This is a genomic window from Brevundimonas sp. (assembly GCF_030682035.1).
In the GTDB taxonomy this organism is placed as follows: Bacteria; Pseudomonadota; Alphaproteobacteria; order Caulobacterales; family Caulobacteraceae; genus Brevundimonas.
Genome location: NZ_JAUXQZ010000025.1, coordinates 278,055 through 299,816, shown reverse-complemented (window position 1 = coordinate 299,816; position 21,762 = coordinate 278,055). Strand labels below are relative to the sequence as shown.

The window sequence follows — 21,762 nt, the reverse complement described above, 5'->3', positions numbered from 1 at the left end:
ATTTGGGCCAAACCACTGCATGGCCTGCGCGGGAATACTGGTGATTCCTCCAAGCTCGATGCGTGTGTCCTCTGTCAGATGAGGGTATTCGCCATTAGCGTTGCCGCTAGGCGTTATGCGAAGGAGGCTGCCTGGGACAATGCCGAAATGTTGGAGCATGGCCATCGTCCAATTTCCACCGTTCGGTAGGGGGCGGACCATGCGCTGGCCTGCTTGATCCCATCCAGCCAAACAGAAATTTCCGGCATTCATCTCCGTTAGATCGGTTACTCTAATATCAACCATCGACGCACAAGCCCTCCCGTAACGCCGGTCATCATGCGCGCTAAGCGAGAGTCATCGCAAGAGCGCTCGTCTCACACCTTCACCTCCATCACGCTCCCCCCCGCGCGGAACCTCGCCGACATCTCCGCCATCCCGGCCTCGGCCATGGCGGCCTCCACCAGCGAACCGCCCGCATCGTTCTGCGCCGCCGCATCCCTGCGGATGTCCTGGCTGATCTTCATCGAGCAGAATTTCGGGCCGCACATGCTGCAGAAGTGGGCGGTCTTGTGGGCCTCTTTCGGCAGGGTGGCGTCGTGGTATTTGCGGGCCGTCTCGGGGTCGAGGCCGAGGTTGAACTGGTCTTCCCAGCGGAACTCGAACCGGGCGCGGGACAGGGCGTCGTCGTGCATCCGTGCGGCCGGGTGGCCCTTGGCCAGGTCGGCGGCGTGGGCGGCGATCTTGTAGGTGATGACGCCGTCCTTGACGTCCTGACGGTCGGGCAGGCCGAGGTGCTCCTTGGGCGTGACGTAGCAGAGCATGGCCGTGCCGAACCAGCCGATCATGGCCGCGCCGATGGCGCTGGTTATGTGGTCGTAGCCGGGGGCGATGTCGGTGGTCAGGGGCCCGAGCGTATAGAAGGGCGCCTCGTGGCAGTGTTTCAGCTGCTCATCCATATTGGCCTTGATCTTGTGCATCGGCACATGGCCGGGGCCTTCGATCATGACCTGGCAGCCCCTGGCCCAGGCGATCTTCGTCAGCTCGCCGAGGGTGCGCAGTTCGGCGAACTGGGCCTCGTCATTGGCGTCGGCGATGGAGCCGGGACGCAGGCCGTCGCCGAGGCTGAACGACACGTCGTAGGCCCGCATGATGTCGCAGATGTCGTCGAAATGCTCGTAGAGGAAGGACTCGCGGTGATGCGACAGGCACCATTTGGCCATGATGGAGCCGCCGCGGCTGACGATGCCGGTGACGCGTCTGGCGGTCATCGGCACGAAGGGCAGGCGGACGCCGGCGTGGATGGTGAAATAGTCGACACCCTGTTCGGCCTGTTCGATCAGGGTGTCGCGATAGACCTCCCAGGTCAGGTCCTCGGCGACGCCGTTGACCTTCTCGAGGGCCTGATAGATCGGCACGGTGCCGATGGGGACCGAGCTGTTGCGGATGATCCAGTCGCGGATGTTGTGGATGTTGCGGCCGGTCGACAGGTCCATGACGTTGTCGGCGCCCCAGCGGGTGGCCCAGACCAGTTTGTCGACCTCGTCGTCGACGCTGGACAACACCGCACTGTTTCCAATGTTGGCATTGATCGTCACCAGGAAGTTGCGGCCGATGATCATCGGCTCGACTTCGGGGTGGTTGATGTTGTGGGGGATGATGGCGCGGCCGCGGGCGATCTCGTCCCTGACGAATTCGGGGGTGACATAGTCGGGAATGCTGGCGCCGAAGGATTCGCCGTCCCTGAGTGACGAGTGGCGAGTGGCGAGTGGCGAGGAGTCGGGCGACATCGCCTTGATTTTCGTGCCGTCATGCAGGGTGATGGTGGCGGGGTCTTCGCTCGCCACTCGCCACTCGCCACTCGCCACTTGCTCCCTCCGCAGGTTCTCGCGGATGGCGACGTATTCCATCTCCGGCGTGATGATCCCGGCGTTGGCGTATTCGTACTGGGTGACCGGGCGGCCCTCGACGCCCTTGAAGACGCGGTGGTGCGAGGTGTCGAAGCGGGGGGCGAGGTGGCGGCCGGAGGCGTGGCCGTTGTCCTCGGGCTTGACCTCGCGGGGGTTCAGCACGGGGGCGATGTCGCCGCGGTCCAGCTGCCAGCTGGATTTGACCAGCGGCAGGCCGCGCTTGATGTCGATGGTGACGGTCGGGTCGGTGTAGGGGCCGGAGCTGTCGTAGATGGTCACCGGCGGCTCATTGGCCGACGGGTGGACGGCGACCTCGCGGAAGGGGACGCGGATGTCGGGGTGGAGCGCGCCGGCGACATAGACCTTGCGGCTGCCGGCGCGTTCGCCGGTCGGGATGGTCCCGGTCTCCTTCATCACCGCCTCGCGGGCGTCGGACAGCGCCAGATCGATATTGGGCTCTGCGGGCGTGACGGGCGGGGTGACGAGAATGTTCATGGCGGCCTCTGGCGTTGAGGTCCGCCGACGTCGGGCGTCCCCGCTTTCGCGGGGATGACAAGGCCCCGGTTCCGCGGGGCAGCGTACTCATCCCTTCGCCGGCATGACCCGGATCAGGTTCGACGGGTCAGGCGAATACGCCAATCTCAGCCGCTGCGTGCGACCCCCCGGAGAACGGGGGGACCCTACGCCCGACCGGCGCGGGCTTCAATCCGGGAAGGCCGCCAGAAGCGCGCCAAGGGCGCCTTCGATCCGGACCCAGCCGGCTTCGTCCAGAGCCACGCCACCGACGCCGGGGCGGGTGCCGCCGCTGAGGGCCAGGTGCTGGACAGCCGCCAGCAGGACGGCGTTGATGGCCACCGCGTCGCCGGACGGCGGCAGGCGCAGGCGGGGACGGCGCTCGCGCATCCAGGCCTGAAGCACGGCGGACCGCTCGGACTCGATGCGGTTCAGCAGGGGCGATGCCTCGACCAGGGCCCAGGCCATGAGCCGCAGGGTCAACGGACTGGCTCGAAGCGCGCCGAGCCAGGCCGACAGGCTCTCGCGGGCGAAGGCGCGCAGGGACCCGGAGCCAGCGGGGGGCGTGGCGTCGAGCGTGCGTACCAGTTCGGCATGGGCGCGGGCGGCGATGCGGGCGACGACGCCGTCGGCGCCGTCGAAATAGCGGTAGACCAGCTTGCGGTCGCAGCCCGCCTCGGCGGCGAGGGTCTGGACATTGAGGCCGGGGAAGCCCTCACGCAGCAGGATGCGCTCGCCGGCCTCGACGATGAGGGCCTCGGTGGCGGGGCGGCTGCGCAGACGGATGGGCGATTCGGCCATGAACGCAGCATCAGGCCACGCAAGCTGAGTCGGCAAGCGGAGCCGCGTCGTCTGAGAGGAAGGTGCGGCCCGGCCTGCATCGGGGGGGCGTCCACAGGTCCGGGCCGCGATAGACTCTGTCGAGCGCGCATCGCCGCAAGGTCCGATCGATAAACTGCGGTCGGGTAGATCGGTTCCCGCGAATTTCTCAACAGTTCCCCGGACGGGCGTCGGGGTGGTAACGGAGGCCGTCCTCAGGAGTTTCCGCCCATGCACCTCGCCCGCTTTCCCCGCATCCGACTGGCCCACCTGCCGACGCCGTTGGAGCCCCTGCCTCGGTTGAGCGAGGCGCTGGGGGTCGAGATCTGGATCAAGCGCGACGACTGCACCGGACTGGCTGGCGGGGGCAACAAGACCCGCAAGCTGGAGTTCCTGCTGGGCGACGCCTTCGAATGCGGCGCGGATACGCTGGTGACCCAGGGGGCGGTGCAGTCGAACCATGTGCGCCAGACAGCGGCGGCTGCGGCGGCGCACGGCCTGGCCTGCGAGGTCATTCTGGAAGAGCGGACGGGGTCGCAGGCGATCGACTACACCCGCAACGGCAATGTGCTGATGGACCGGCTGTTCGGGGCGGGCATCCGCACCGTGCCGGGCGGAAGCGATATGCCCGCCGAGCTGGAGAAGACGGCGGCCGAGGTGACGGCCCGCGGTGGTCGGCCCTACATCATCCCTGGCGGCGGCTCGAACCCGGTGGGGGCGCTGGGTTATGTCGACTGCGCCCGCGAGATCGTCGTCCAGGCCGACGAACTGGACATGCAAATCGACCGGATCATCACCGCTACGGGCAGCGCCGGGACCCATGCAGGTCTGGTGGCCGGGCTGGCGGTGATGGGGGCCGATATCCCGGTGCTGGGCATCGGTGTGCGGGCGCCGAAGGAGAAGCAGGAAGAGAATGTGCTGAAGCTGGCGCGCGACACGGCGTCGCTGCTGGGGCGTCCGGACGCGGTGACGGCGGGGATGGTGGTCGCGGACTGCGACTATGTCGGGGAAGGCTATGGCCTGATCGACGACGCAGTAATCGAGGCCCTGAAGCTGGCGGCGCGGACCGACGCGATCGTGCTGGACCCGGTCTATACCGGCAAGGCGATGAAGGGGCTGATCGCCCTGGCGAAGGCGGGCCGGTTCGAGAATGAGACGGTGGTGTTCCTGCACACGGGCGGGGCGCAGGGGCTGTTTGGCTATCAGGGCGAGATCGAGGGGGCGCTGTAGGCCCGGACGCCGACCGCGATTGGCGTTTGGGCGTGGTTTCAGCGCATAAGGGCCGCTGAACCTCCGGGCGGCAGGCGCCGTCCGGACGCGGAGAGAATATGAGCAAGGTACTGGGTGTTCTGGGCGGCATGGGGCCGGCGGCGACGGTGGCGTTTCTGGCGCGGGTGCAGGCGCTGACGCCGGCCGAGGGCGATCAGGACCACATCCGCATCATCGCCGACATCAATCCGCAGGTGCCGGACCGCAACCGCGCGCCCGACGCGGCGGAGAAGACCTTGGGGCAGATGGCGATGCGGCTGCGCGATGCCGGGGCCCAGGTGCTGGCCATGCCCTGCAACACCGCCCACGCCCAGGCGGCGGGGGTCAAAAAGGCCGGCCTGCCCTTCATCGACATGATCGCAGAGACCACCGAGGCCGCGACGGCGGGGGGGGCCAAGAAGATCGGCGTCCTGGCCACGCCGGGCGGCGAGGCGCTCTACACCAAGGCGCTGCAGGGCAAGGGCGCCAGGATCGTGCGGCTGAGCGGGGCCGCGCGCGAAGGTTTCATGGCCTGCGTCTATGCGGTGAAGCGCGGCGATGTGGGCGAGGCCCCCCGCACCGAGATGCGAAGACTGGCGGCCCTGCTGGTCGCGGCGGGAGCCGAGGCGGTGATCGCCGGCTGCACCGAGGTTCCGCTGCTGCTGGGGGCTGAGGACGTGACCGTGCCGCTGGTGGATTCAGCGGAGGTGCTGGCGGCGGCGTGCGTGGCGCGGTGCAAGTGACGGGCGAAGCGTGGTTGGTGATTGATGGCTGGTGGCTGGCCGCCAGTCCGGGGTGTGGCGCGGTTTGCGCCGCCCTTCCGCCATCAGGGAAGCAGCGATCACCAACCACCAACCACCAGCAACCAAGCGAGAGTTGCCTATCGACGCGACCCGCTTCAAACCTGATCCCGTGACCCGACAAACCCCATCTTCGGCTTTGACCCATGTCCCTGATCGCCCTTGCCGCCACCGCTCTGTTGTCCGTCCAGACTACGATCCCGGCGCCGCGATACAGCGAGTCAGATGTGGTTCGTCTTGAACGCTGCGTCCTCGGCGGAGACGATATGGCGACATGCGGCGACTTTTCGGTGGAGGTAGAGGCCCTGACCACCTGCGCCTCGCAAGCCGATCTGAGCGGAGGCCCGGAAGCCTTTGTTGAGGCTTGGAACAGATGCGATGACCACGCCCTGCCTTGTTGGTGGGAAAAGCCGGAACCCGGCCAGTCCGCTCTCGTCGTGCGAAACTGTTCAGCACGGGGCGTGGCCACCAGAAAAATTATCGCTGCTCGATGGCTTGACCAACTCGATCGACAGCTGACGCCCGCGGATCGGGCCCTGTTGTTGCAGGTGGAGAAGCGGATGCTCGAAGGATTGGAGATGCCGGCGGACAGCGACGATCCCCTACGGGCCAGCGGGCGTTGGTCGGGCACGTGGGCGTCCTATCTTCAGTTCCTGCGGATCGCGCAGTTGTCGGGCAAGGTCACGCCTTGAGCCAATGGGCTTGTCCACGAAGGCGATGCCCCTCAAAGCTGATCCCGTGAACCAACAACCCCTCATCATCGACTGCGATCCCGGCGTGGACGATGCCGTGGCGCTGATGCTCGCCTTCGGCTCGGACGCGTTCGAGCTGCTGGCGATCACCGCCGTGGGCGGGAATGTCCCGGTGGTGAAGACGGCGCGGAACGCGCGCATCCTGCGCCAGATCGCCGGCCGCGAGGAGGTGCCGGTGTTCATGGGCGCCGACCGGCCGCTGCGGCGCGAGCCGGCGGGGGCCGGAGAGTTTCACGGCGCCGAGGGGCTGGGCGACATGACGCCGTTCGAGCCGGGTGCGCCGTGCGCGAACGGGCATGCCGTAGACGCGATCATCGATCTGGTCATGGGGCGGCCAGCGAAGTCGGTAGCGCTGGCGGTGCTGGGGCCGCTGACCAATCTGGCGCTGGCGTTGCGCAAGGAACCGGCGCTGGCGGACCGGCTGGGGCCGGTGGCGGTGATGGGCGGGGCGCGGTCGGAGGGCGGCAATATCACCGCCTCGGCCGAGTTCAACATCTGGGCCGACCCGGAGGCCGCGGCCGAGGTGCTGGCGACCGGTTGCGACGTGGTGATGTTCGGGCTGGACGCGACGCATCAGGTGCGGGCGGCCGGGGCCCGGATTGCGGCGCTGGAGGCGCTGGGCACGCCGTCTGCCGATGCGGCGGCGTCGATGATGCGGTTCTCGCAGCGGGTCGAGAAGGAGATCGTCGGCTGGGACGCGCCGCCGGTGCATGACCCCTGTCCGGTGGCCTGGCTGCTGAAGCCGGCGCTTTTCGAATTGCAACCGTGCCGGATCGAGGTCGAAACGCACAGCGAGCTGACGCGCGGCCATACGGCGGTGGAGTTTCGCGTCGATCCGGCCATGGCGCCGCATCGCTGGGCCGTTTCGGCGGACGCCGACGGGGTGTTCGCCCTGATCGGGGAAGCGTGCTTGAGGCCGGCAGCCCCCTCCACCACGCTTCGCGCGGTCCCCCTCCCCCATGAAGGGGGAGGAAAATGAGGATCACGGTCGTCGGCTCAATCAATCTGGATTTTGTCGCCAGCAGCCGGTTCCTGCCCCGCCCGGGCGAGACGGTGACAGGGGCGACGCTGGCGCGGCATCCGGGCGGCAAGGGCGCCAATCAGGCGCTGGCGGCCCGGAGGCTGGGGGCCGACGTCAGCCTGACCGGCTGTGTCGGCGACGACGAGATGGCCGGCGCGGCCATGGCCCTGCTGATGGCCCATGGCGTGGAGCTGTCGGGCGTCGAGACGGATATCGCCGAGCCGACGGGGGTGGCCCTGATCGCCGTCGACGACGAGGGCGAGAACCAGATCGTGGTCTGTGCGGGGGCCAACCATCGGGTCACGCCCGAACAGCTTCCGGCGCGGATCGACTGTCCGCTGATCGTGCAGCTGGAGCTGCCCATCGCCACCGTCGAGGCGGCGGTCGGCCGGGCGACGGAGTTCGTCTGCGTCAACCTGGCCCCGGCCGCGCCGGTGTCGGATCAGCTGCTGCGGCGGGCCGATCTGCTGGTGGTTAATGAGATCGAGGCCGCCTTCTACGGCGACATGCTGCATCACGGCGGCGGCCGGGTCGTGGTGACCGAGGGAGCGAGGGGCGCGGTCATGTACCAGCGCGGGCAGGAACTGGCGCGGGCCACGCCGCCGCGCGTCAGGGCCGTGGATGCGACGGGGGCGGGCGACGCCTTCGTGGGAGCGATCTGTGTCGCCCTGCTGGAGGGGATGCCGGCCGAGGAAGCGCTGCGCTTCGCCTGTGCGGCGGGTGCCCTTGCGGCGACACGGCCCGGAGCCCAGCCGTCGCTGCCGACGCGGGCTGAGGTTGAGGCGATGTGGACGGAAGGCTAGCGCGAGGCCCGGAAAGCCGCGACCGCTTCGACCGTCTGGCGCACATTCGCTTCGATCCCGGCCCAGTCGCCGGCCTTGACCGCCGCGTCGGTGATCAGTTTTGAGCCCATGCCGGCGGCGACGATGCCGGCGCCGAACCATTTGGCGATGCTGGCCGCGTCGGGATCGACGCCGCCTGTGGGCATGATCTTCGTCCACGGCATGGGCCCCAGCACCGCCTTGATGAAGTCGGGGCCGCCAACGGAGGCGCCGGGGAAGAGTTTGACGATGTCGCAGCCCAGTTCATGGGCCTGGCCGATCTCGGTGACCGAGCCGCAGCCGGGGAAATAGGCGGTCATGCGTCGGTTGCAGGCGCGGGCGACCTCGGGGATCAGGCAGGGGCTGACCACGAACCGGGCGCCGCGGTTGAGATAGAGCGACGCCGTGCCTGCATCGACCACCGAGCCGATGCCGAGGATGACGTCGGGGTCGGTCTTCTGAAGCTCACGCGCGATGTCGCCGAACAGGTCACAGGCGAAGTCGCCGCGGTTGGTGAACTCGATCACGGGTGCCCCGCCCCGGGCGCAGGCGCGGATGACATCGAGGCAGGTCGCCTCGTCCGGGTGGTAGAAGACAGGGGCCACGCCCTGGGACTCGAGGGCCGTCAGTACGGCGAGGCGGTCGTGGCGCATGGTCTGATTTCCTCCGCCGGTCGCTCCGGCAGCCCGCCATGCTTATCCCACCCGCCGCGTTCCGGGAAAGCGCGGGTGCGGGAAGGCGTGGAACTTTGTGTTTCGAACCGGCGGTCGGCTCAGTTCGTTTTCCGCCTGGCGCCGCAAAGGTCGCAAAACTCGCGCCCGGAGACGCGCCGGTCCGGACGCCAGCGATGACGGCGACAACGCAGTTGACGGAAGAAGCGGGAGATGGCGCGGAACATGGACCTCTATAACGAACGCGCCCTCGGGGTGACGCAGAACACGGACCATAAAAACACACTAGCCGCCTTTATGGTCAAGCGTGTTGAGAGCGACGAGGCGGCGGATCGTCCCGCTGGCGGCGTTGAACAGGGGATCCAGCACGGTGAAGTGGTTCAAGCCCGGCAGCGCCTCGTAGCAGGTTTCGACACCTTGGGCGGCCCAATGGTCGGCCATCCTGCGCGACTGCCGCAGGAACTCGGGGCTCTCGTCGGCGCCGACAATGCAGTCCAGCAAGGTGCCGCCCGGGGTCGACCCATTGGGGACGGGCCAGTGGATCGGCGACAGGGCGGCGGCCTCGCGCTCGTCGAGGTCGAGGGCGGCGTTGAGCGAAGTCGGGATCAGGGGGCGCAGGTCAAAAACGCCGCTGATGGCCACGGCGGCCGAGGCGCGGCCTTCGCTCAGCATGCAGGCGGCCATGTGTCCGCCGGCGGAATGGCCGAAGACCACCGGGCGGGCGCCGGTGCGCTCACGTACGGTTTCGACGGCGCTGCGGACCTGACGCAGGATGGCGCCGAGGCGGACGGCGGGGCAGAGGTCGTAGGAGGGGATGGCGAGGCTGACGCCATGGGCCAGAAGCGCCGGGGCGAGGCCGGAGAACCAGTCCTTGTCCAGCGACTGCCAGTAGCCGCCGTGCAGGAAGATGGCGACCGGGGCGCCGGGTGCGGCCTCGAACAGATCCATGACCTCGCGCGGTCCGCGGCCATAGGCGATCCCGACGGGCGGATGGGCCGAGCGCGCGGCGTCGGCGGTCTCGCGCCAACGCTGCATGACGGCGGGGTGGTCAGGAACGCGGGCGCGGTTGTTATATTCCGCCTCGTAGTCGATCCCGTCGCTCTTACCCGTCACGCCATCATCCGCTAGACACCGTCCAACGCTCGGGAAGGACCGCCGCCATGATGACCGCCATCTTCGTCTTCATCAAATGCGAGCTGGGCCACGCCAATGATGTGGCGGCCGACATGGTGGACAATGTCGAATACGTCTCGGAGGTCTATTCGACCTCGGGCCAGTACGACCTGCTGGCCAAGTTCCAACTGCCCAGGGACATGGACATCGGGACGTTCGTGACGAAGGCGGTGCAGACCCGGGCCAATATCCGCGACACCTTCACGGTGATCACCTTCTCACCGTTCCTGCCGAGCGGGAGCTGACGCAGCGTCACCGGTGAATCGCTGCTAACGTCCCGGCTTTCGCCGGGATGACGAGGAGTGGGCATGTCAGATCTGGATGCATTCCGCGCGGAGACCCGCGCCTGGCTTGAGGCCAACTGTCCCGCGGAGTGCCGCGGGCCGGTGGAGAGCGACGAGGATCGGGTCTGGGGCGGGCGCGACGCCGTCTATCCGACGCCGGCGCACAAGGTCTGGCTCGACCGGATGGGCGCGAAGGGCTGGACCGCGCCGGAATGGCCGGCCGAATACGGCGGCGGGGGGCTGAGCCGCGAACAGGCCAAGGTGCTGGGCTCGGAAATGCGCCGCATCGACGCCCAATCGCCGCTGGCGAGCTTCGGCGTGTGGATGCTGGGGCCGGCGCTGCTGGCGTTCGGGACCGAGGAACAGAAGCAGCGCTTCCTGCCCGAGATCGTGCGCGGCGAGATCCGCTGGTGTCAGGGCTATTCCGAGCCGGGCGCGGGGTCCGATCTGGCGGCGATCCAGACGCGGGCGGAAGATCGGGGCGATCACTGGATCGTCAACGGCCAGAAGGTCTGGACCTCCTACGCCGACAAGGCCGACTGGATCTTCTGCCTGGTGCGGACGGACCCGGAGGCGCCCAAGCATCTGGGCATCTCCTTCGTCTTGTTCGACATGGCCACGAAGGGGGTGTCGACGCGACCGATCACGCTGATCAGCGGCAAGAGCCCGTTCTGCGAGACCTTCTTCGACGATGTGCGGGTCGAGAAGGCCAATCTGGTCGGAACGCTGAACCGCGGCTGGGACGTGGCCAAACATCTGCTGGCGCATGAGCGAACCATGATCGGGGCCATGGGCGAGGTCGGCGGCGGGCGGCCGCTGGGACAGGTGGCCACAGGATCGATCGGGACGGACGACGAGGGACGGCTGGACGAGCCGATGCTCCGTGCACGGATCGCCGAGCTGGAAGTCGATGCCGCCGCCTTCCGCCTGGCCATGGAGCGGACCGGGGATCAGGTGAAGGCGGGGCAGACGCATCCGGCCATCGCCTCGATGCTGAAATACTACGGGTCCGAGCTGAACAAGCGCCGCCATGAGCTGCTGATGGCGGCGGGCGGCTCGGACGCACTGGAATGGGAGGGCGAGCGGTCGCGCGGCGGCAAGGCGGCGCGCGACTGGCTACGGACCAAGGCCAATTCGATCGAGGGCGGGACCAGCGAGGTGCAGCTGAACATCATCGCCAAACACCTGCTTCAGCTGCCGGGGGCGTAGCGCCGAAAGCCGCCAAAAGGGCGACCTCCGAGCCAAGACAATTCAGGCAAGACAACCGAGACAAACGGGCCCGCGATAACCGCGACAAGCGAGACAAGAACGACAATGCCCCTGATCCTGACCCAAGAGCAGACGATGCTGAAGGAGGCCGCGGACGGCTTCCTCAATGAACACGCGCCGCTCGCCCATCTGCGGAAGCTGCGCGACAGCAAGGACGCCGACGGCGTGTCGCGCGACCTGTGGCGGGTGTTCGGGGAGATGGGGTTCGCGGGCGTCATCATCCCCGAGGAACACGGCGGCTCGGGTCTCGGCGCGGTCGAGGCCGGGGTGATGGCCGAGGCGCTCGGGCGGACGCTGACGCCGTCGCCCTTCCTCGGGTCGGGGGTGCTGTCGGCCAGGGTGCTGGTCGATGGAGGCTCAGCGGAGCAGCAGGCGGCCTGGCTGCCCCGGATCGCGGCGGGCGAGGCGATCGTGTCGCTGGCCGTGGACGAGGGCGCCAAACATGCGCCGGCGCGGATCGCCACGGTGGCGGAGCGGTCGGGCAACGGGTTCAGGCTGAACGGGGCCAAGGGGTTCGTGCTGGACGGCCATGTCGCGGATGCGGTGATCGTGGCGGCGCGGACGGAGGCGGGGCTGACCCTGTTCCTCGTCGATCCGAAGACGAGCGGCGTGGAGATCGAGCGCACTGTCATGGTTGATGCCCACAATGCGGCGCGGGTGACGCTGACGGATGTCGAGGTCGACGCCGATGCCGTGATCGGGTCGGTCGACGGCGGCGAGGCACTGCTGGAGGGGGCGCTGAACCTGGGCCGGGCCTGTGCGGCGGCGTCGCTGAACGGGGCGGGGGATCAGGCCTTCCAGACGACGCTGAAGTATCTGCGGACACGCAAACAGTTCGGCAAGCTGATCGGGGAGTTCCAGGCGCTGCAGCATCGCTCGGCGCACCTGTTCGCCGAGATCGAGATCGCCCGGGCGGCGGTGATGGGGGCGCTGAAGGCGCTGGACGCAGGGCGGGAGGACGCAGGTCTGGCCGTCTCGGTGGCCAAGGCCAAGGCCGGGCGCGTCGCCGAACTGGCCGTGCAGGAGGCGGTGCAGATGCACGGCGGCGTCGGCATGACCGACGAGTTTGACGTCGGCCTGTTCATGAAGCGGGTGCGGGTGCTGAATGAGCTGCTGGGGGACGCCGGGTTCCATCAGGAGCGGATGGCGCGAAGCCAAGGGTTCTAGGCTGATCGAATGACGCTCTACTGGATCGAGCTTGAAGCTCCCGGGCGTCTTGCGATTATGGCGAGACCGCGCGCCGGCGACTGGCTGGAAGATGAGATCGCGATGTGGAAGCGCGAGGGCGTGGATGTCGCCGTCAGCCTTCTGGAGCAGCACGAAGTGGCTGATCTCGAGCTTCAGGATGAGGCCGATGCCTGCCGAAGGGTCGGAATCGAGTTTCTGGCCTTTCCCATCGAGGACCGTGGCGTTCCGGCGTCGATCACAGCTGCCCGAAACTTGGTAACCGACCTGTCGGCCCGCGTCCGATCGGGCATGCGCGTCGCGATCCATTGTCGGGCTGGAATCGGGCGTTCGTCATTGATGGCCGCCTTCTTGATGGCGCATCTTGATGGAACCCAGGGCAGCGAACAGGTCCTGCAAACGATTGGCAAAGCGCGCGGTCTGCAGGTGCCGGACACCGACGCTCAACGGGAATGGCTGGCAGTCAACTGGTTGTGACCATGGACGTGCAAGACATCTCCACCGACTAACCGGGGTGGCTTGGCCGGAGCGGGGACGCTACACCTCCGACACGGGAGATACGCACCATGACGACTCGCGCCAACGCGCCCCAGTACCAGTCCGGCTTCGGCAATCATTTCGCGACTGAGGCCGTGCCCGGCGCCCTGCCCGAGGGGCGGAACTCGCCGCAGCGGGCGCCGATGGGGTTGTATGCGGAGCAGCTGTCCGGGACGGCCTTCACGGCGCCGAGAGCCGAGAACCGGCGGTCGTGGCTGTACCGGCTGAGGCCGTCGGCCCAGCACCCGGCCTACAAGCCGTTCGTCCAGGGGCTGGTGCGGTCCGGGCCGTTCCACGACGCGCCGCCGACGCCGAACCGGATGCGGTGGGATCCGCTGCCTATCCCTACTGAACCGACTGACTGGGTCGAGGGGCTGGTCACCTATGGCGGAAACGGCGATGCTGACACGGGGACCGGAACCGGCATCCACCTGTATGCCGCCAACCGTTCGATGAAAGACCGGGTCTTCTACTGTGCTGACGGAGAGATGCTAATTGTCCCACAGGTGGGAAATCAGATTTTTGTCACGGAAATGGGACGTATCGAGGCCGTCCCCGGCGAGATCGTGGTCATTCCGCGCGGGGTGCGGTTCCGGGTCGAGTGCAGCGGGCCGATCCGTGGCTATATCTGCGAGAACTACGGCGCGGCCTTCCGCCTGCCGGACCTGGGGCCGATCGGTTCGAACGGCCTGGCCAATCCTCGTGATTTCCAGACGCCCGTCGCGGCGTTCGAGGACATCGACCGGCCGACCGAGTGCGTGCAGAAATATGGCGGCCGGCTGTGGTCGACGATCTTTCCGCACTCGCCGCTGGATGTGGTGGGCTGGCACGGCAACCATGCGCCGTACAAGTACGACACCGCCCGCTTCAACACGATCGGCACAGTCAGTTTCGACCACCCGGACCCGTCGATCTTCACCGTCCTGACCTCGCCCAGTGACACGCCGGGGACCGCCAACTGCGATTTCGTGATCTTCCCGCCGCGCTGGATGGTGGCCGAGGACACCTTCCGTCCGCCGTGGTTCCACCGGAATATCATGAGCGAGTTCATGGGGCTGGTGACCGGTGAATACGACGCCAAGGAGGGCGGGTTCGCGCCGGGCGGGGCCTCGCTGCACAACTGCATGAGCGGGCATGGGCCGGATCAGGCCAGCTATGACAAGGCGGTGGCCGCCGACCTCAAACCGGTGAAGATCACCGACACCCTGGCCTTTATGTTTGAAACCCGGGCGCCGATCCGGACCACGGAATGGGCGCAAACATCGCCGACCATGCAGCTAGACTATGATGACGTCTGGACCGGCTTCGAAAAGGGCCAAGTGACATGAAGCGCATTCTGATCGCGGCGGCGGTATTATTGGCGGCCTGCCAGCCCATGCCGGCGAGCGACGGCAAGACGGAACTCGCAGAGGCGACGCCCGCGGTCCAGTCGATCGCGGGCAGCGAGGACGCGGCGGCCTGCGCGGCACGCGGCGGCAAGATGCTGCCACAGGGCCGGATGCAGACCGTCCGCTGCGTCATCACCTATGCCGACGCCGGGCGGCGCTGCACCGACGGCGACGACTGCGCGGGCGACTGCCGGGTCGGGGACGTGGCCAATGCGCCGGCCGCCGGAACGAACGCTGTCGGCCAATGCCAGGCCAGCAGCAGCCGGTTCGGCTGCTACACCACTGTCGAGGGCGGCAAGGCCGAGGCGACGATCTGCGTCGATTGACGGACCCCGCATCCGACGCCTCTCCACGGACGTTCCTGACCCATGAGCCTGAACGAGATCGCCGTACTGCTGGGCCTGAACCTGGCCCTGATTGTTTTGGTGATGGTCGGTCTGTGGACCTTGTCCCTGCGGCTGAAGGACGTCAGCTTCATCGACGCCGTCTGGCCGATGGGGATGCTGTTGCTGGCGCTGGCGACGTTTCCGCGGACCGAGGGCGACCCGACGCGCAAATGGCTGCTGCTCTGGTTGGCCGGAGTCTGGGCCCTGCGGTTGGGGTGGCATCTATACCGGCGCTGGCGAGCGCAGGGCGCGGATGGCCGCTATCTCGAAATTCTCGAGCGGATGGAGACGACGCGGGGCTGGGGCTTGGGCCAGACGGCGCTGCTGGTGGTGTTTCTTCCGCAGGCGGTGCTGGCCTGGTTGACATCGCTTCCGGTGCAGCTGGGACAGGTCGCGATTGAGCCGGCTGTGGGCGGGATCGGCTGGAGCGGGGCGGTGCTGGCGGTCGTCGGAATCGGGTTCGAGAGTATTGGCGACGCACAACTGGCGACGTTCAAGAAGGACCCGGCCAACAAGGGGCAGGTGATGGACAGGGGCCTGTGGCGCTGGACCCGGCACCCGAACTATTTCGGCGACGCCTGCGTCTGGTGGGGGCTGTACCTGATCGCCGCCGAGACCGGGCCGGGACTGTGGGCGATCGCGGGGCCGCTGTTCCTGACCTTTACCCTGACGAAATGGTCCGGGATCGGCATCACGGAAAAGGCCATCCACGCCACGCGGCCCGGCTATGCCGACTATGTGCGCCGGACCAGCGCCTTCATTCCCTGGCCGCCGAAGCCCCGATTTGCGCCTGATACGGAAAACCCCCGCCGCTTGCGCGACGGGGGCTGACCGTTCTGATTGAACCGGGGGTCATGAGGCCCCGGTTGAACCGTCTTACTGGCCGGGGTTAGCGGCCGACGGCGAGGTGTTCGGGGTGTTGGCGGTGGTCGCGCCGCCGTCGGCGTTGCCGGCTTGTTGTTCGATGGTGTCGGCCTTTTCGTTCAGGGCCGTTTCTGCGGCTTCCGTCGGAGCGGCGGCAGCCTGCTCTTCCAGAGCGTCGGCCTTGACCTCGGCAGCCTTGTCGGCAGGGCTTTCGCAGGCGGCGAGGCCGGCGACGGCGAACAGGGCGGCAGCGGCGGTGATGATCTTACGCATGAGGATATCCTTCCAGAGTGGAAACCTCATAACTCAGCAGCGACGCTTCGGTTCACGGTCCCGTGAGAAAAAAGTGTTGGAACCTCAATTTTCCTTGGTGAATGCCACACGGGCAGCCCCCAGCAGGGCGGCGTGTTTGTGCAGGATCACGTTCGTCGGAATCGCAACCATATAATCCTCGTACCGCCCCTTGCGCTCGAACCGCTCGCGGAAGGGGCTGGCCTTGAGGAAGGGCAGTATGCGCGGGGCGATGCCGCCGGCGATATAGACCCCCCCGCGCGCACCGGTGGTCAGGGCGATATCACCGGCGACGCATCCGAGGATGGCGCAGAAGCGGGCCAGGGTGGCGCCGCAGGGACTGTTCGGATTCTCGAGCGCCTCAGTGGTGATCAGGGCCGGGTCTTCGATATGGCTCTGGCGCCCGTCGATCTCGGCCAGGGCGCGGTGCAGGTTGAGCAGGCCGGGGCCGCAGATCAACCGCTCGATCGAAACCCGGCCGTAGCGGCGGCGCAGGATCCGCAGGATCTCGTCCTCGACGGCGTCGTTCGCCGCGAAGCAGGCGTGGCCGCCCTCGGACGGCATGGCGACTTCGTTTCCATGGCTATCGCGCACCAGGGCCGAGACGCCGAAACCGGTGCCCGGCCCGAGCACGGCGATGGCGGCATGGGGGTCGCCCTCGGCCGGACCGCCCAGGGACGCCAGCTCCGGACCGGTCACCAGGGCCGCGCCCCACGCGAGGGCCTCGAAGTCGTTGATCAGGCGCACGGGGTTCAGCCCCAAGGTCTGAAGCTCGGTTTCGGAAGTTCGCCAAGGCGAATTGGTCAGGTCAACGGCGCCGTCGGTGATGGGTCCCGCAACGGCCAGAACCCCGCCGTCCGGTTTGACCGGACAGCCGTCGACAAAGGCCCTGACGCCGTCGAGGAAGGTCGGGTGGGTCTCGGCGGGAAAACTTTCGTGATGCTCGAGCAGGGGCCGGCCGTCGATCATCCGGGCGAGGGCGAACCGCGCATTGGTGCCGCCGACGTCGCCGACGAGAAGCGTCCGGGCCTCACCTTGCCCTATCGTTCGTCGCACGGCGGCTCTCTCCTTGAGGGCGGCCATCAGGCGTCCACCGTGCGATCGACGAAGTTGGAGTCCGGTGGGGCGTCGGCGTATCCGGCCGCGCCGGTGGGCGAGGCGAAACAGATGGAGGCGCCCGCCTCGGCCGGTCCCACCAGCTGGCGGAAGGCGCCGAACAGTTCGCGGCCATAGCCCCAGGCGGCGCCCGTGGCGTGGGCGGGGGTCCGGGTTGCGGCCGGGCGGGCGGCGAGGTCGGGGACGCCGATCGTGGTCAGCACTCCCGCCTCGGGATCGAGGCGGATGATGTCGCCGTCGCGGACATGGGCCAGGGGGCCACCGGCGAGGGCCTCGGGCGATACATGTATGGCGGCGGGCGTCTTGCCCGAGGCGCCGGACATGCGGCCGTCGGTGACGAAGGCGACCTTGAAGCCCTTGTCCTGAAGCACGGAGAGAGCCGGCGACAGGCTGTGCAGTTCGGGCATGCCGTTGGCGCGGGGGCCCTGGAAGCGCAGCACCACGACCACGTCGCGGTCCAGTTTGCCGTCCTGAAAGGCCTGCAGCGCGTCCTCCTGGGTCTCGAACACGGCGGCGGGCGCCTCGACGATGCGGTTCTCCGGCTTGACGGCGGATACCTTGATCACCGCCCGACCGAGGTCGCCCTGGACGAGGCGCAGGCCGCCTTCGCGATCGAAGGGATCCGAGGCGGGGCGCAGAATGTCCGTGTCCAGACTTTCCGTGACGCCGTCTTTCCAGACCAATCCGCCGTCGATCAGCATCGGTTCCTGGAAATAGTGGTGGATGCCCTCGCCCATGATGGTGACGACGTCGGAATGGATATGGCCGGCTCCGGCCAGTTCGCGGGCGACGAAGGCCACGCCGCCGGCGGCCTGGAAGGCGTTCACATCGGCGGAACCGTTGGGATAGACCCGGGCCAGCAGCGGTGTGACCGAGGACAGTTGGTCCATGTCGGTCCAGTCGATCAGTACGCCCGCCGAGCGCGCCATGGCGACCAGATGGATGGCGTGGTTGGTCGAGCCGCCCGTGGCCAGCAGGGCGACGATCATGTTGACCACGGACTTCTCGGAGATGACGTCGGCCATCCGGCTCTGACCGCTCCGGGCCAGTTCGACCGCGCGTTTCGCCGCCGCCGCTGTCAGGGCGTCGCGCAGGCCGGTCTCTGGATGGACGAAGGCGGTCGAGGGCAGATGCAGGCCGCCCAACTCCATCATCATCTGGTTGGAGTTGGCGGTGCCGTAGAAGGTGCAGGTGCCCGGCGAATGGTAGGACCCGATCTCGCTCTCGAGCAAGGTCGCGCGATCGACCCGTCCTTGCGCATATTCGGCGCGGACGCGGGCCTTCTCGAAATTGGGGATGCCTGAGGGCATGGGCCCGGCGGGGGCGAAGACCACGGGCAGGTGACCGAAGGCCAGCGACCCCATGAACAGGCCGGGAACGATCTTGTCGCAGACGCCGAGGCAGACCACGGCATCGAAGGCGTCATGGGTCAGGGCCACGGCGGTGGACATGGCGATGACGTCCCGGCTGAACAGCGACAGGTCCATGCCGGGGCGCCCTTGCGTGACGCCGTCGCACATGGCGGGCGTGGCGCCGGCGACCTGGGCGGTGGCGTTCACCTCGCGCACGGCGTCTCGGATGATCTGCGGGAAGCGTTCGAACGGCTGATGCGCCGACAGCATGTCATTGTAGGCGGTGACCACGCCGACATTGGGCTGGGTTCCCGACATGGCGTTTAGCTTGTCCTTGACCGGGGCGCCGGCGAAGGCGTGGGCCCAGTTGGCGCAGGACAGTTTGGCGCGGCCGGCGCCGGATGAGCGGGCGGCGTCCATGCGGCGCAGATAGTCGGCGCGAGTCGCCCTGGAGCGTTCGACGATGCGGGCGGTGACTGCCGCGACGACGGGGTGCAGTTTCGGCATCACGCTTTCTCCGTCCACAGAACGTCGAGCGGAGCCTTGGCGGCGATCAGGGCCGCGATGGGCTGCGTTGGCGGGTCGCCCGCGGCTTCGCGCTCGAACACGGCGCGCTTGGGGGCGCCGGTGAGGGCCAGAACCACCCGGCGGGCGGTCATCAGATACGGCAGGTTGATCGACAGCCGCTCCAGGCTGGGCGCGGCGCCGTCGCGGCCGTGCGGCACGCCGAGGACGGTGGGTCGGAGCGCGGGCGAGAGCAGGGTCCTGAGGGTCGGACTGTCGGGGAACATGGAACAGATATGGCCATCCTCCCCCATGCCGAGAAGGACGGCGTCCAATTTGCCGCCTTCGGCCGCGAGGGCATGAGCCGCGAGGGCGGCGGCGCGATCGACGGTGACGGCGGGGTGGAACAGGGGCACGAACCGCGCGGCGGCGGCCGGGCCGGTCAACAGGGTTTGCTTCAGCAGGGCGGCGTTCGACTCGGGCGAGGTCTCGGGGACGTAGCGTTCGTCGATCAGGGTGACCGCAACGCGGGACCAGTCAAGGTTTGTCTGGGCCATGCGGCGGTAGATGGGCGCGGGCGTAGAGCCGCCCGAACCGGCGAAGACCGCCTTGCCACTGTCGGCGAGCGCGGCGGCCAGGGCGTCGGTCAGGCGGGCGGCGCAGGCGTCAGCCCAGTCGCCGCCGTCCGCGAAGGTTTCGATGGCCGGTGGGCTCTCACCCATGGCCGGTGTTCCATTCCCGCCCCGTCCGCGACATCAGCAGGTCGGCCTCGGGCGGGCCCCAGGACCCGGCGGCGTACTGCTTCGGCTTGAAGGCCGCGCCGCGCCAGGCGTCGGAGACCTCGTCGACCCATTTCCACGCCTGTTCCGCCTCGTCGCGGCGCACGAAGAGGGTGGAGTCGCCGGCGAGGGCGTCGAGCAAGAGCCGCTCATAGGCGATGCGGCGGCGGGGCGGTTTGGCGTCCTTGTCACCCTGGCCCCAGGACAGGGACATCTGGATGGGCTGCAGTTGCATCTGCTGGTCCAGGCCCGGCCTCTTGTTCATCACGGACAGGGCGATGTCTTCTTCGGGCTGAAGTTCAATCACCAGCCGGTTGGCCTGGATGTCCCCGCGCGCGCCATGGTCGAAGATGGAGTGGGGCACCGGCTTGAACTGGATGACGATCTCGGTCCGCTTCTCGGCCAACCGTTTGCCGGTGCGGAGAAAGAAGGGGGTGCCGGCCCAGCGCCAATTGTCGATGTCGACGCGGATGGCGACGAAGGTCTCGGTGTCCGACGGCTGGCCGCGTTCCTCGGCATAGGCGGTGGCGGGTTTGCCCTCGCTGGTTCCGGCGACGTACTGGCCCCGCACGGTGACGCGTTCGACCTCTTCGTGCGTTACCGGACGAAGCGAGCGGATGACCTTGACCTTCTCATTGCGCACCGAGTCCGGGTCGAGGTCGGACGGCGGCTCCATGGCCACGAGGCATAGCAGCTGGAGCATGTGGTTCTGGAGCATGTCGCGCAATGCTCCGTACTCGTCGTAATAGGGCCAGCGGTCGCCGACGCCGACCGTCTCGCCGACCGTGATCTGGACGTGGTCGATCGACAGGCTGTTCCAAAGCGGTTCAAAGATTGTGTTGCCGAAGCGCAGGGCGATCAGGTTCTGAACCGTCTCCTTGCCGAGATAGTGGTCAATGCGGAAGACCTGTTGTTCCGAAAAGGCATCGGCCACCGCATCGTCGATTTCGCGGAAGGTCTCCAGATTTCGTCCGACCGGCTTCTCCAGCACCACGCGATCGTCAGCCTCGGCGAGGCCGGAGGCGCGCATCGCCGTGACGATGCGGGCGTAGAGCGAAGGCGAGACCGCAAGGAATGAGGTGCAGGCGCCCTCGCCGACCCTGTCCTTGAGCGGCTTCAGGCTTTCGGCGCTGGTGGCGTCGACCGCCAGATAGTCGAGGCGGGCCTCCATGCGGGCCCAAGCCTGGTCTGACCACGCCTCGTCGGCCATCGCCTTGCCCTCGACCGCGGCGCGGACCTTGGCGACGTACTCATCCCGGCTCTCGTTCGAACGGGCCGCGCCGATGATCTTCAGCCCGTCGGGCAGCAGGCCGTCGTGCTCGAGGAAATAGAGCGAAGGCAGCAACATCCGCATGGCGAGGTCGCCGCCGCCGCCGAACAGCACCAGGGCCGCCATGCGCTCTCCTTCATTCAGGTCCCGGCTGGACCGGGTTTGTGTCTGGCCGCTTCCGCCCGCTGGGCCAAGACGTCGAGGACGTCCTGAAACACCATGTGACGCGCACGAAGCAGCACCATCAGATGATAAACCAAATCCGCGGCCTCTGACGCCAGTTCCGAATCCGGCCCTGCGACTCCAGCGAGAGCGGTCTCGACGCCCTCCTCCCCGACCTTCTGGGCGACGCGTTTGACGCCCTCGGCGAGCAGACGGGCGGTCAAGCTTTCGGACGGGTCGGCGGCGGCGCGTTCGATGATGGTCGCCTCCAACCGGGCCAACCGACCGAGACCTGGCGCGTCCTCTTCGCCGAAACAGCTGATGCGGTTCAGGTGGCAGGCGTTGCCGATGGGTCGGACCTTGAGGACAAGCGCGTCGGCGTCGCAGTCGGGAGTGAGGGAGACGACGTGCAGCCGGTCGCCCGAGGTCTCGCCCTTGCGCCAGCGGCCTCCGCGCGAGCGCGAAAAGAAGGTTGCTTCGCCCGAGGCGACCGTCTCTTCGAGCGCGGCGTGGTCCATGTAGGCCAGAGTCAGAACCTGCAAGGTAGCCGCATCCTGGACCACGACGGGGATCAGGCCGCCGGACTTGTCGAAATCGAGTTGGTCGGGATTCAGCATCCTTCCCCCCTTGCGGGGGAAGGTGGCTCGCGGAGCGAGGCGGATGGGGGG

22 protein-coding genes and 1 riboswitch are annotated in these 21,762 nt (G+C 67.9%); of the genes, 12 read left to right on the top strand and 10 right to left on the bottom strand.

Annotated elements, in window-relative coordinates; all coding sequences use genetic code 11:
* Positions 1-356: 356 nt before the first annotated feature.
* Together thiC and Q8K49_RS06780 are read right to left on the bottom strand one after the other, a co-directional pair.
* Entirely contained in the window at positions 357-2,384 is a 2,028-nt protein-coding gene (gene thiC / locus Q8K49_RS06785) for a phosphomethylpyrimidine synthase ThiC (RefSeq protein ID WP_305304980.1), read from the bottom strand.
* Between the two features lie 72 nt (positions 2,385-2,456).
* Positions 2,457-2,564, bottom strand: a riboswitch (TPP riboswitch).
* A 27-nt stretch (positions 2,565-2,591) separates the two neighbouring features.
* Complete coding sequence (locus Q8K49_RS06780) at positions 2,592-3,203, bottom strand: TetR/AcrR family transcriptional regulator (RefSeq protein WP_305304979.1); 612 nt, start codon at positions 3,201-3,203, stop codon at positions 2,592-2,594.
* Between the two features lie 249 nt (positions 3,204-3,452).
* Between Q8K49_RS06780 and Q8K49_RS06775 the strand changes: the two genes are divergently transcribed.
* From Q8K49_RS06775 to Q8K49_RS06755, 5 genes are all read left to right on the top strand, one after another.
* Positions 3,453-4,451, top strand: coding sequence for a D-cysteine desulfhydrase (locus Q8K49_RS06775; RefSeq protein WP_305304978.1), 999 nt, complete (start codon positions 3,453-3,455; stop codon positions 4,449-4,451).
* Positions 4,452-4,549: 98 nt separating this feature from the next.
* The gene (locus Q8K49_RS06770; protein WP_305304977.1) at positions 4,550-5,212 is read left to right on the top strand and encodes an aspartate/glutamate racemase family protein; all 663 of its coding nucleotides are present in this window, start codon (positions 4,550-4,552) and stop codon (positions 5,210-5,212) included.
* Positions 5,213-5,415: 203 nt separating this feature from the next.
* Entirely contained in the window at positions 5,416-5,961 is a 546-nt protein-coding gene (locus Q8K49_RS06765) for a hypothetical protein (protein WP_305304976.1), read from the top strand.
* 46 nt (positions 5,962-6,007) lie between these two features.
* Complete coding sequence (locus Q8K49_RS06760) at positions 6,008-7,000, top strand: nucleoside hydrolase (protein WP_305304975.1); 993 nt, start codon at positions 6,008-6,010, stop codon at positions 6,998-7,000.
* On the top strand, positions 6,997-7,845 hold the full coding sequence (locus Q8K49_RS06755) for a ribokinase (RefSeq protein WP_305304974.1): 849 nt from the start codon (positions 6,997-6,999) through the stop codon (positions 7,843-7,845). Before Q8K49_RS06760 ends, Q8K49_RS06755 begins: the two co-directional genes overlap by 4 nt.
* Here the strand turns inward: Q8K49_RS06755 and Q8K49_RS06750 are convergent.
* Both Q8K49_RS06750 and Q8K49_RS06745 read right to left on the bottom strand, forming a co-directional pair.
* Positions 7,842-8,516, bottom strand: a complete 675-nt coding sequence (locus Q8K49_RS06750) for a bifunctional 4-hydroxy-2-oxoglutarate aldolase/2-dehydro-3-deoxy-phosphogluconate aldolase (RefSeq protein ID WP_305304973.1) — start codon at positions 8,514-8,516, stop codon at positions 7,842-7,844. The genes Q8K49_RS06755 and Q8K49_RS06750 overlap by 4 nt on opposite strands.
* Positions 8,517-8,819: 303 nt before the next feature.
* Complete coding sequence (locus tag Q8K49_RS06745; protein ID WP_305304972.1) at positions 8,820-9,647, bottom strand: alpha/beta hydrolase; 828 nt, start codon at positions 9,645-9,647, stop codon at positions 8,820-8,822.
* Positions 9,648-9,694: 47 nt separating this feature from the next.
* On the opposite strand from Q8K49_RS06745, the gene Q8K49_RS06740 reads away from it, so the two are divergent.
* The 7 genes from Q8K49_RS06740 (at position 9,695) to Q8K49_RS06710 (ending at position 15,587) form a co-directional block, all read left to right on the top strand.
* On the top strand, positions 9,695-9,952 hold the full coding sequence (locus Q8K49_RS06740; RefSeq protein ID WP_305304971.1) for an Lrp/AsnC ligand binding domain-containing protein: 258 nt from the start codon (positions 9,695-9,697) through the stop codon (positions 9,950-9,952).
* Positions 9,953-10,015: 63 nt separating this feature from the next.
* Complete coding sequence (locus Q8K49_RS06735) at positions 10,016-11,200, top strand: acyl-CoA dehydrogenase family protein (protein ID WP_305304970.1); 1,185 nt, start codon at positions 10,016-10,018, stop codon at positions 11,198-11,200.
* Positions 11,201-11,305: 105 nt separating this feature from the next.
* Positions 11,306-12,427 (top strand): acyl-CoA dehydrogenase family protein, encoded by a 1,122-nt coding sequence (locus tag Q8K49_RS06730; protein WP_305304969.1) that lies wholly within the window; start codon positions 11,306-11,308, stop codon positions 12,425-12,427.
* A gap of 9 nt (positions 12,428-12,436) precedes the next feature.
* A complete protein-coding gene (locus Q8K49_RS06725; RefSeq protein ID WP_305304968.1) occupies positions 12,437-12,922 on the top strand; it encodes a protein-tyrosine phosphatase family protein in 486 nt (161 codons plus the stop codon).
* Between the two features lie 89 nt (positions 12,923-13,011).
* The gene (gene hmgA, locus Q8K49_RS06720; protein ID WP_305304967.1) at positions 13,012-14,310 is read left to right on the top strand and encodes a homogentisate 1,2-dioxygenase; all 1,299 of its coding nucleotides are present in this window, start codon (positions 13,012-13,014) and stop codon (positions 14,308-14,310) included.
* Positions 14,307-14,696: a hypothetical protein gene (locus tag Q8K49_RS06715; RefSeq protein ID WP_305304966.1), complete on the top strand. Its 390-nt coding sequence runs from the start codon at positions 14,307-14,309 to the stop codon at positions 14,694-14,696. The genes hmgA and Q8K49_RS06715 overlap by 4 nt, the downstream gene beginning before the upstream one ends.
* A gap of 42 nt (positions 14,697-14,738) precedes the next feature.
* Positions 14,739-15,587 carry a DUF1295 domain-containing protein gene (locus tag Q8K49_RS06710; RefSeq protein ID WP_305304965.1) on the top strand — a complete coding sequence of 283 codons (849 nt, stop codon included), beginning with the start codon at positions 14,739-14,741 and terminating at the stop codon, positions 15,585-15,587.
* Between the two features lie 45 nt (positions 15,588-15,632).
* Here the strand turns inward: Q8K49_RS06710 and Q8K49_RS06705 are convergent, their stop codons facing one another.
* The 6 genes from Q8K49_RS06705 to hisIE all read right to left on the bottom strand — a co-directional run bounded on the left by Q8K49_RS06705 (position 15,633) and on the right by hisIE (position 21,711).
* Positions 15,633-15,893, bottom strand: coding sequence for a hypothetical protein (locus tag Q8K49_RS06705; RefSeq protein WP_305304964.1), 261 nt, complete (start codon positions 15,891-15,893; stop codon positions 15,633-15,635).
* A gap of 84 nt (positions 15,894-15,977) precedes the next feature.
* Positions 15,978-16,967 carry a glucokinase gene (glk, locus tag Q8K49_RS06700; protein ID WP_305304963.1) on the bottom strand — a complete coding sequence of 330 codons (990 nt, stop codon included), beginning with the start codon at positions 16,965-16,967 and terminating at the stop codon, positions 15,978-15,980.
* Between the two features lie 26 nt (positions 16,968-16,993).
* Positions 16,994-18,886, bottom strand: coding sequence for a phosphogluconate dehydratase (edd, locus tag Q8K49_RS06695; protein ID WP_305304962.1), 1,893 nt, complete (start codon positions 18,884-18,886; stop codon positions 16,994-16,996).
* Positions 18,886-19,605, bottom strand: a complete 720-nt coding sequence (gene pgl, locus Q8K49_RS06690; RefSeq protein WP_305304961.1) for a 6-phosphogluconolactonase — start codon at positions 19,603-19,605, stop codon at positions 18,886-18,888. Before pgl ends, edd begins: the two co-directional genes overlap by 1 nt.
* Positions 19,598-21,058 (bottom strand): glucose-6-phosphate dehydrogenase, encoded by a 1,461-nt coding sequence (gene zwf / locus Q8K49_RS06685; protein WP_305304960.1) that lies wholly within the window; start codon positions 21,056-21,058, stop codon positions 19,598-19,600. Before zwf ends, pgl begins: the two co-directional genes overlap by 8 nt.
* 14 nt (positions 21,059-21,072) lie before the next feature.
* Positions 21,073-21,711 carry a bifunctional phosphoribosyl-AMP cyclohydrolase/phosphoribosyl-ATP diphosphatase HisIE gene (gene hisIE, locus Q8K49_RS06680; RefSeq protein WP_305304959.1) on the bottom strand — a complete coding sequence of 213 codons (639 nt, stop codon included), beginning with the start codon at positions 21,709-21,711 and terminating at the stop codon, positions 21,073-21,075.
* Between the last annotated feature and the right edge of the window lie 51 nt (positions 21,712-21,762).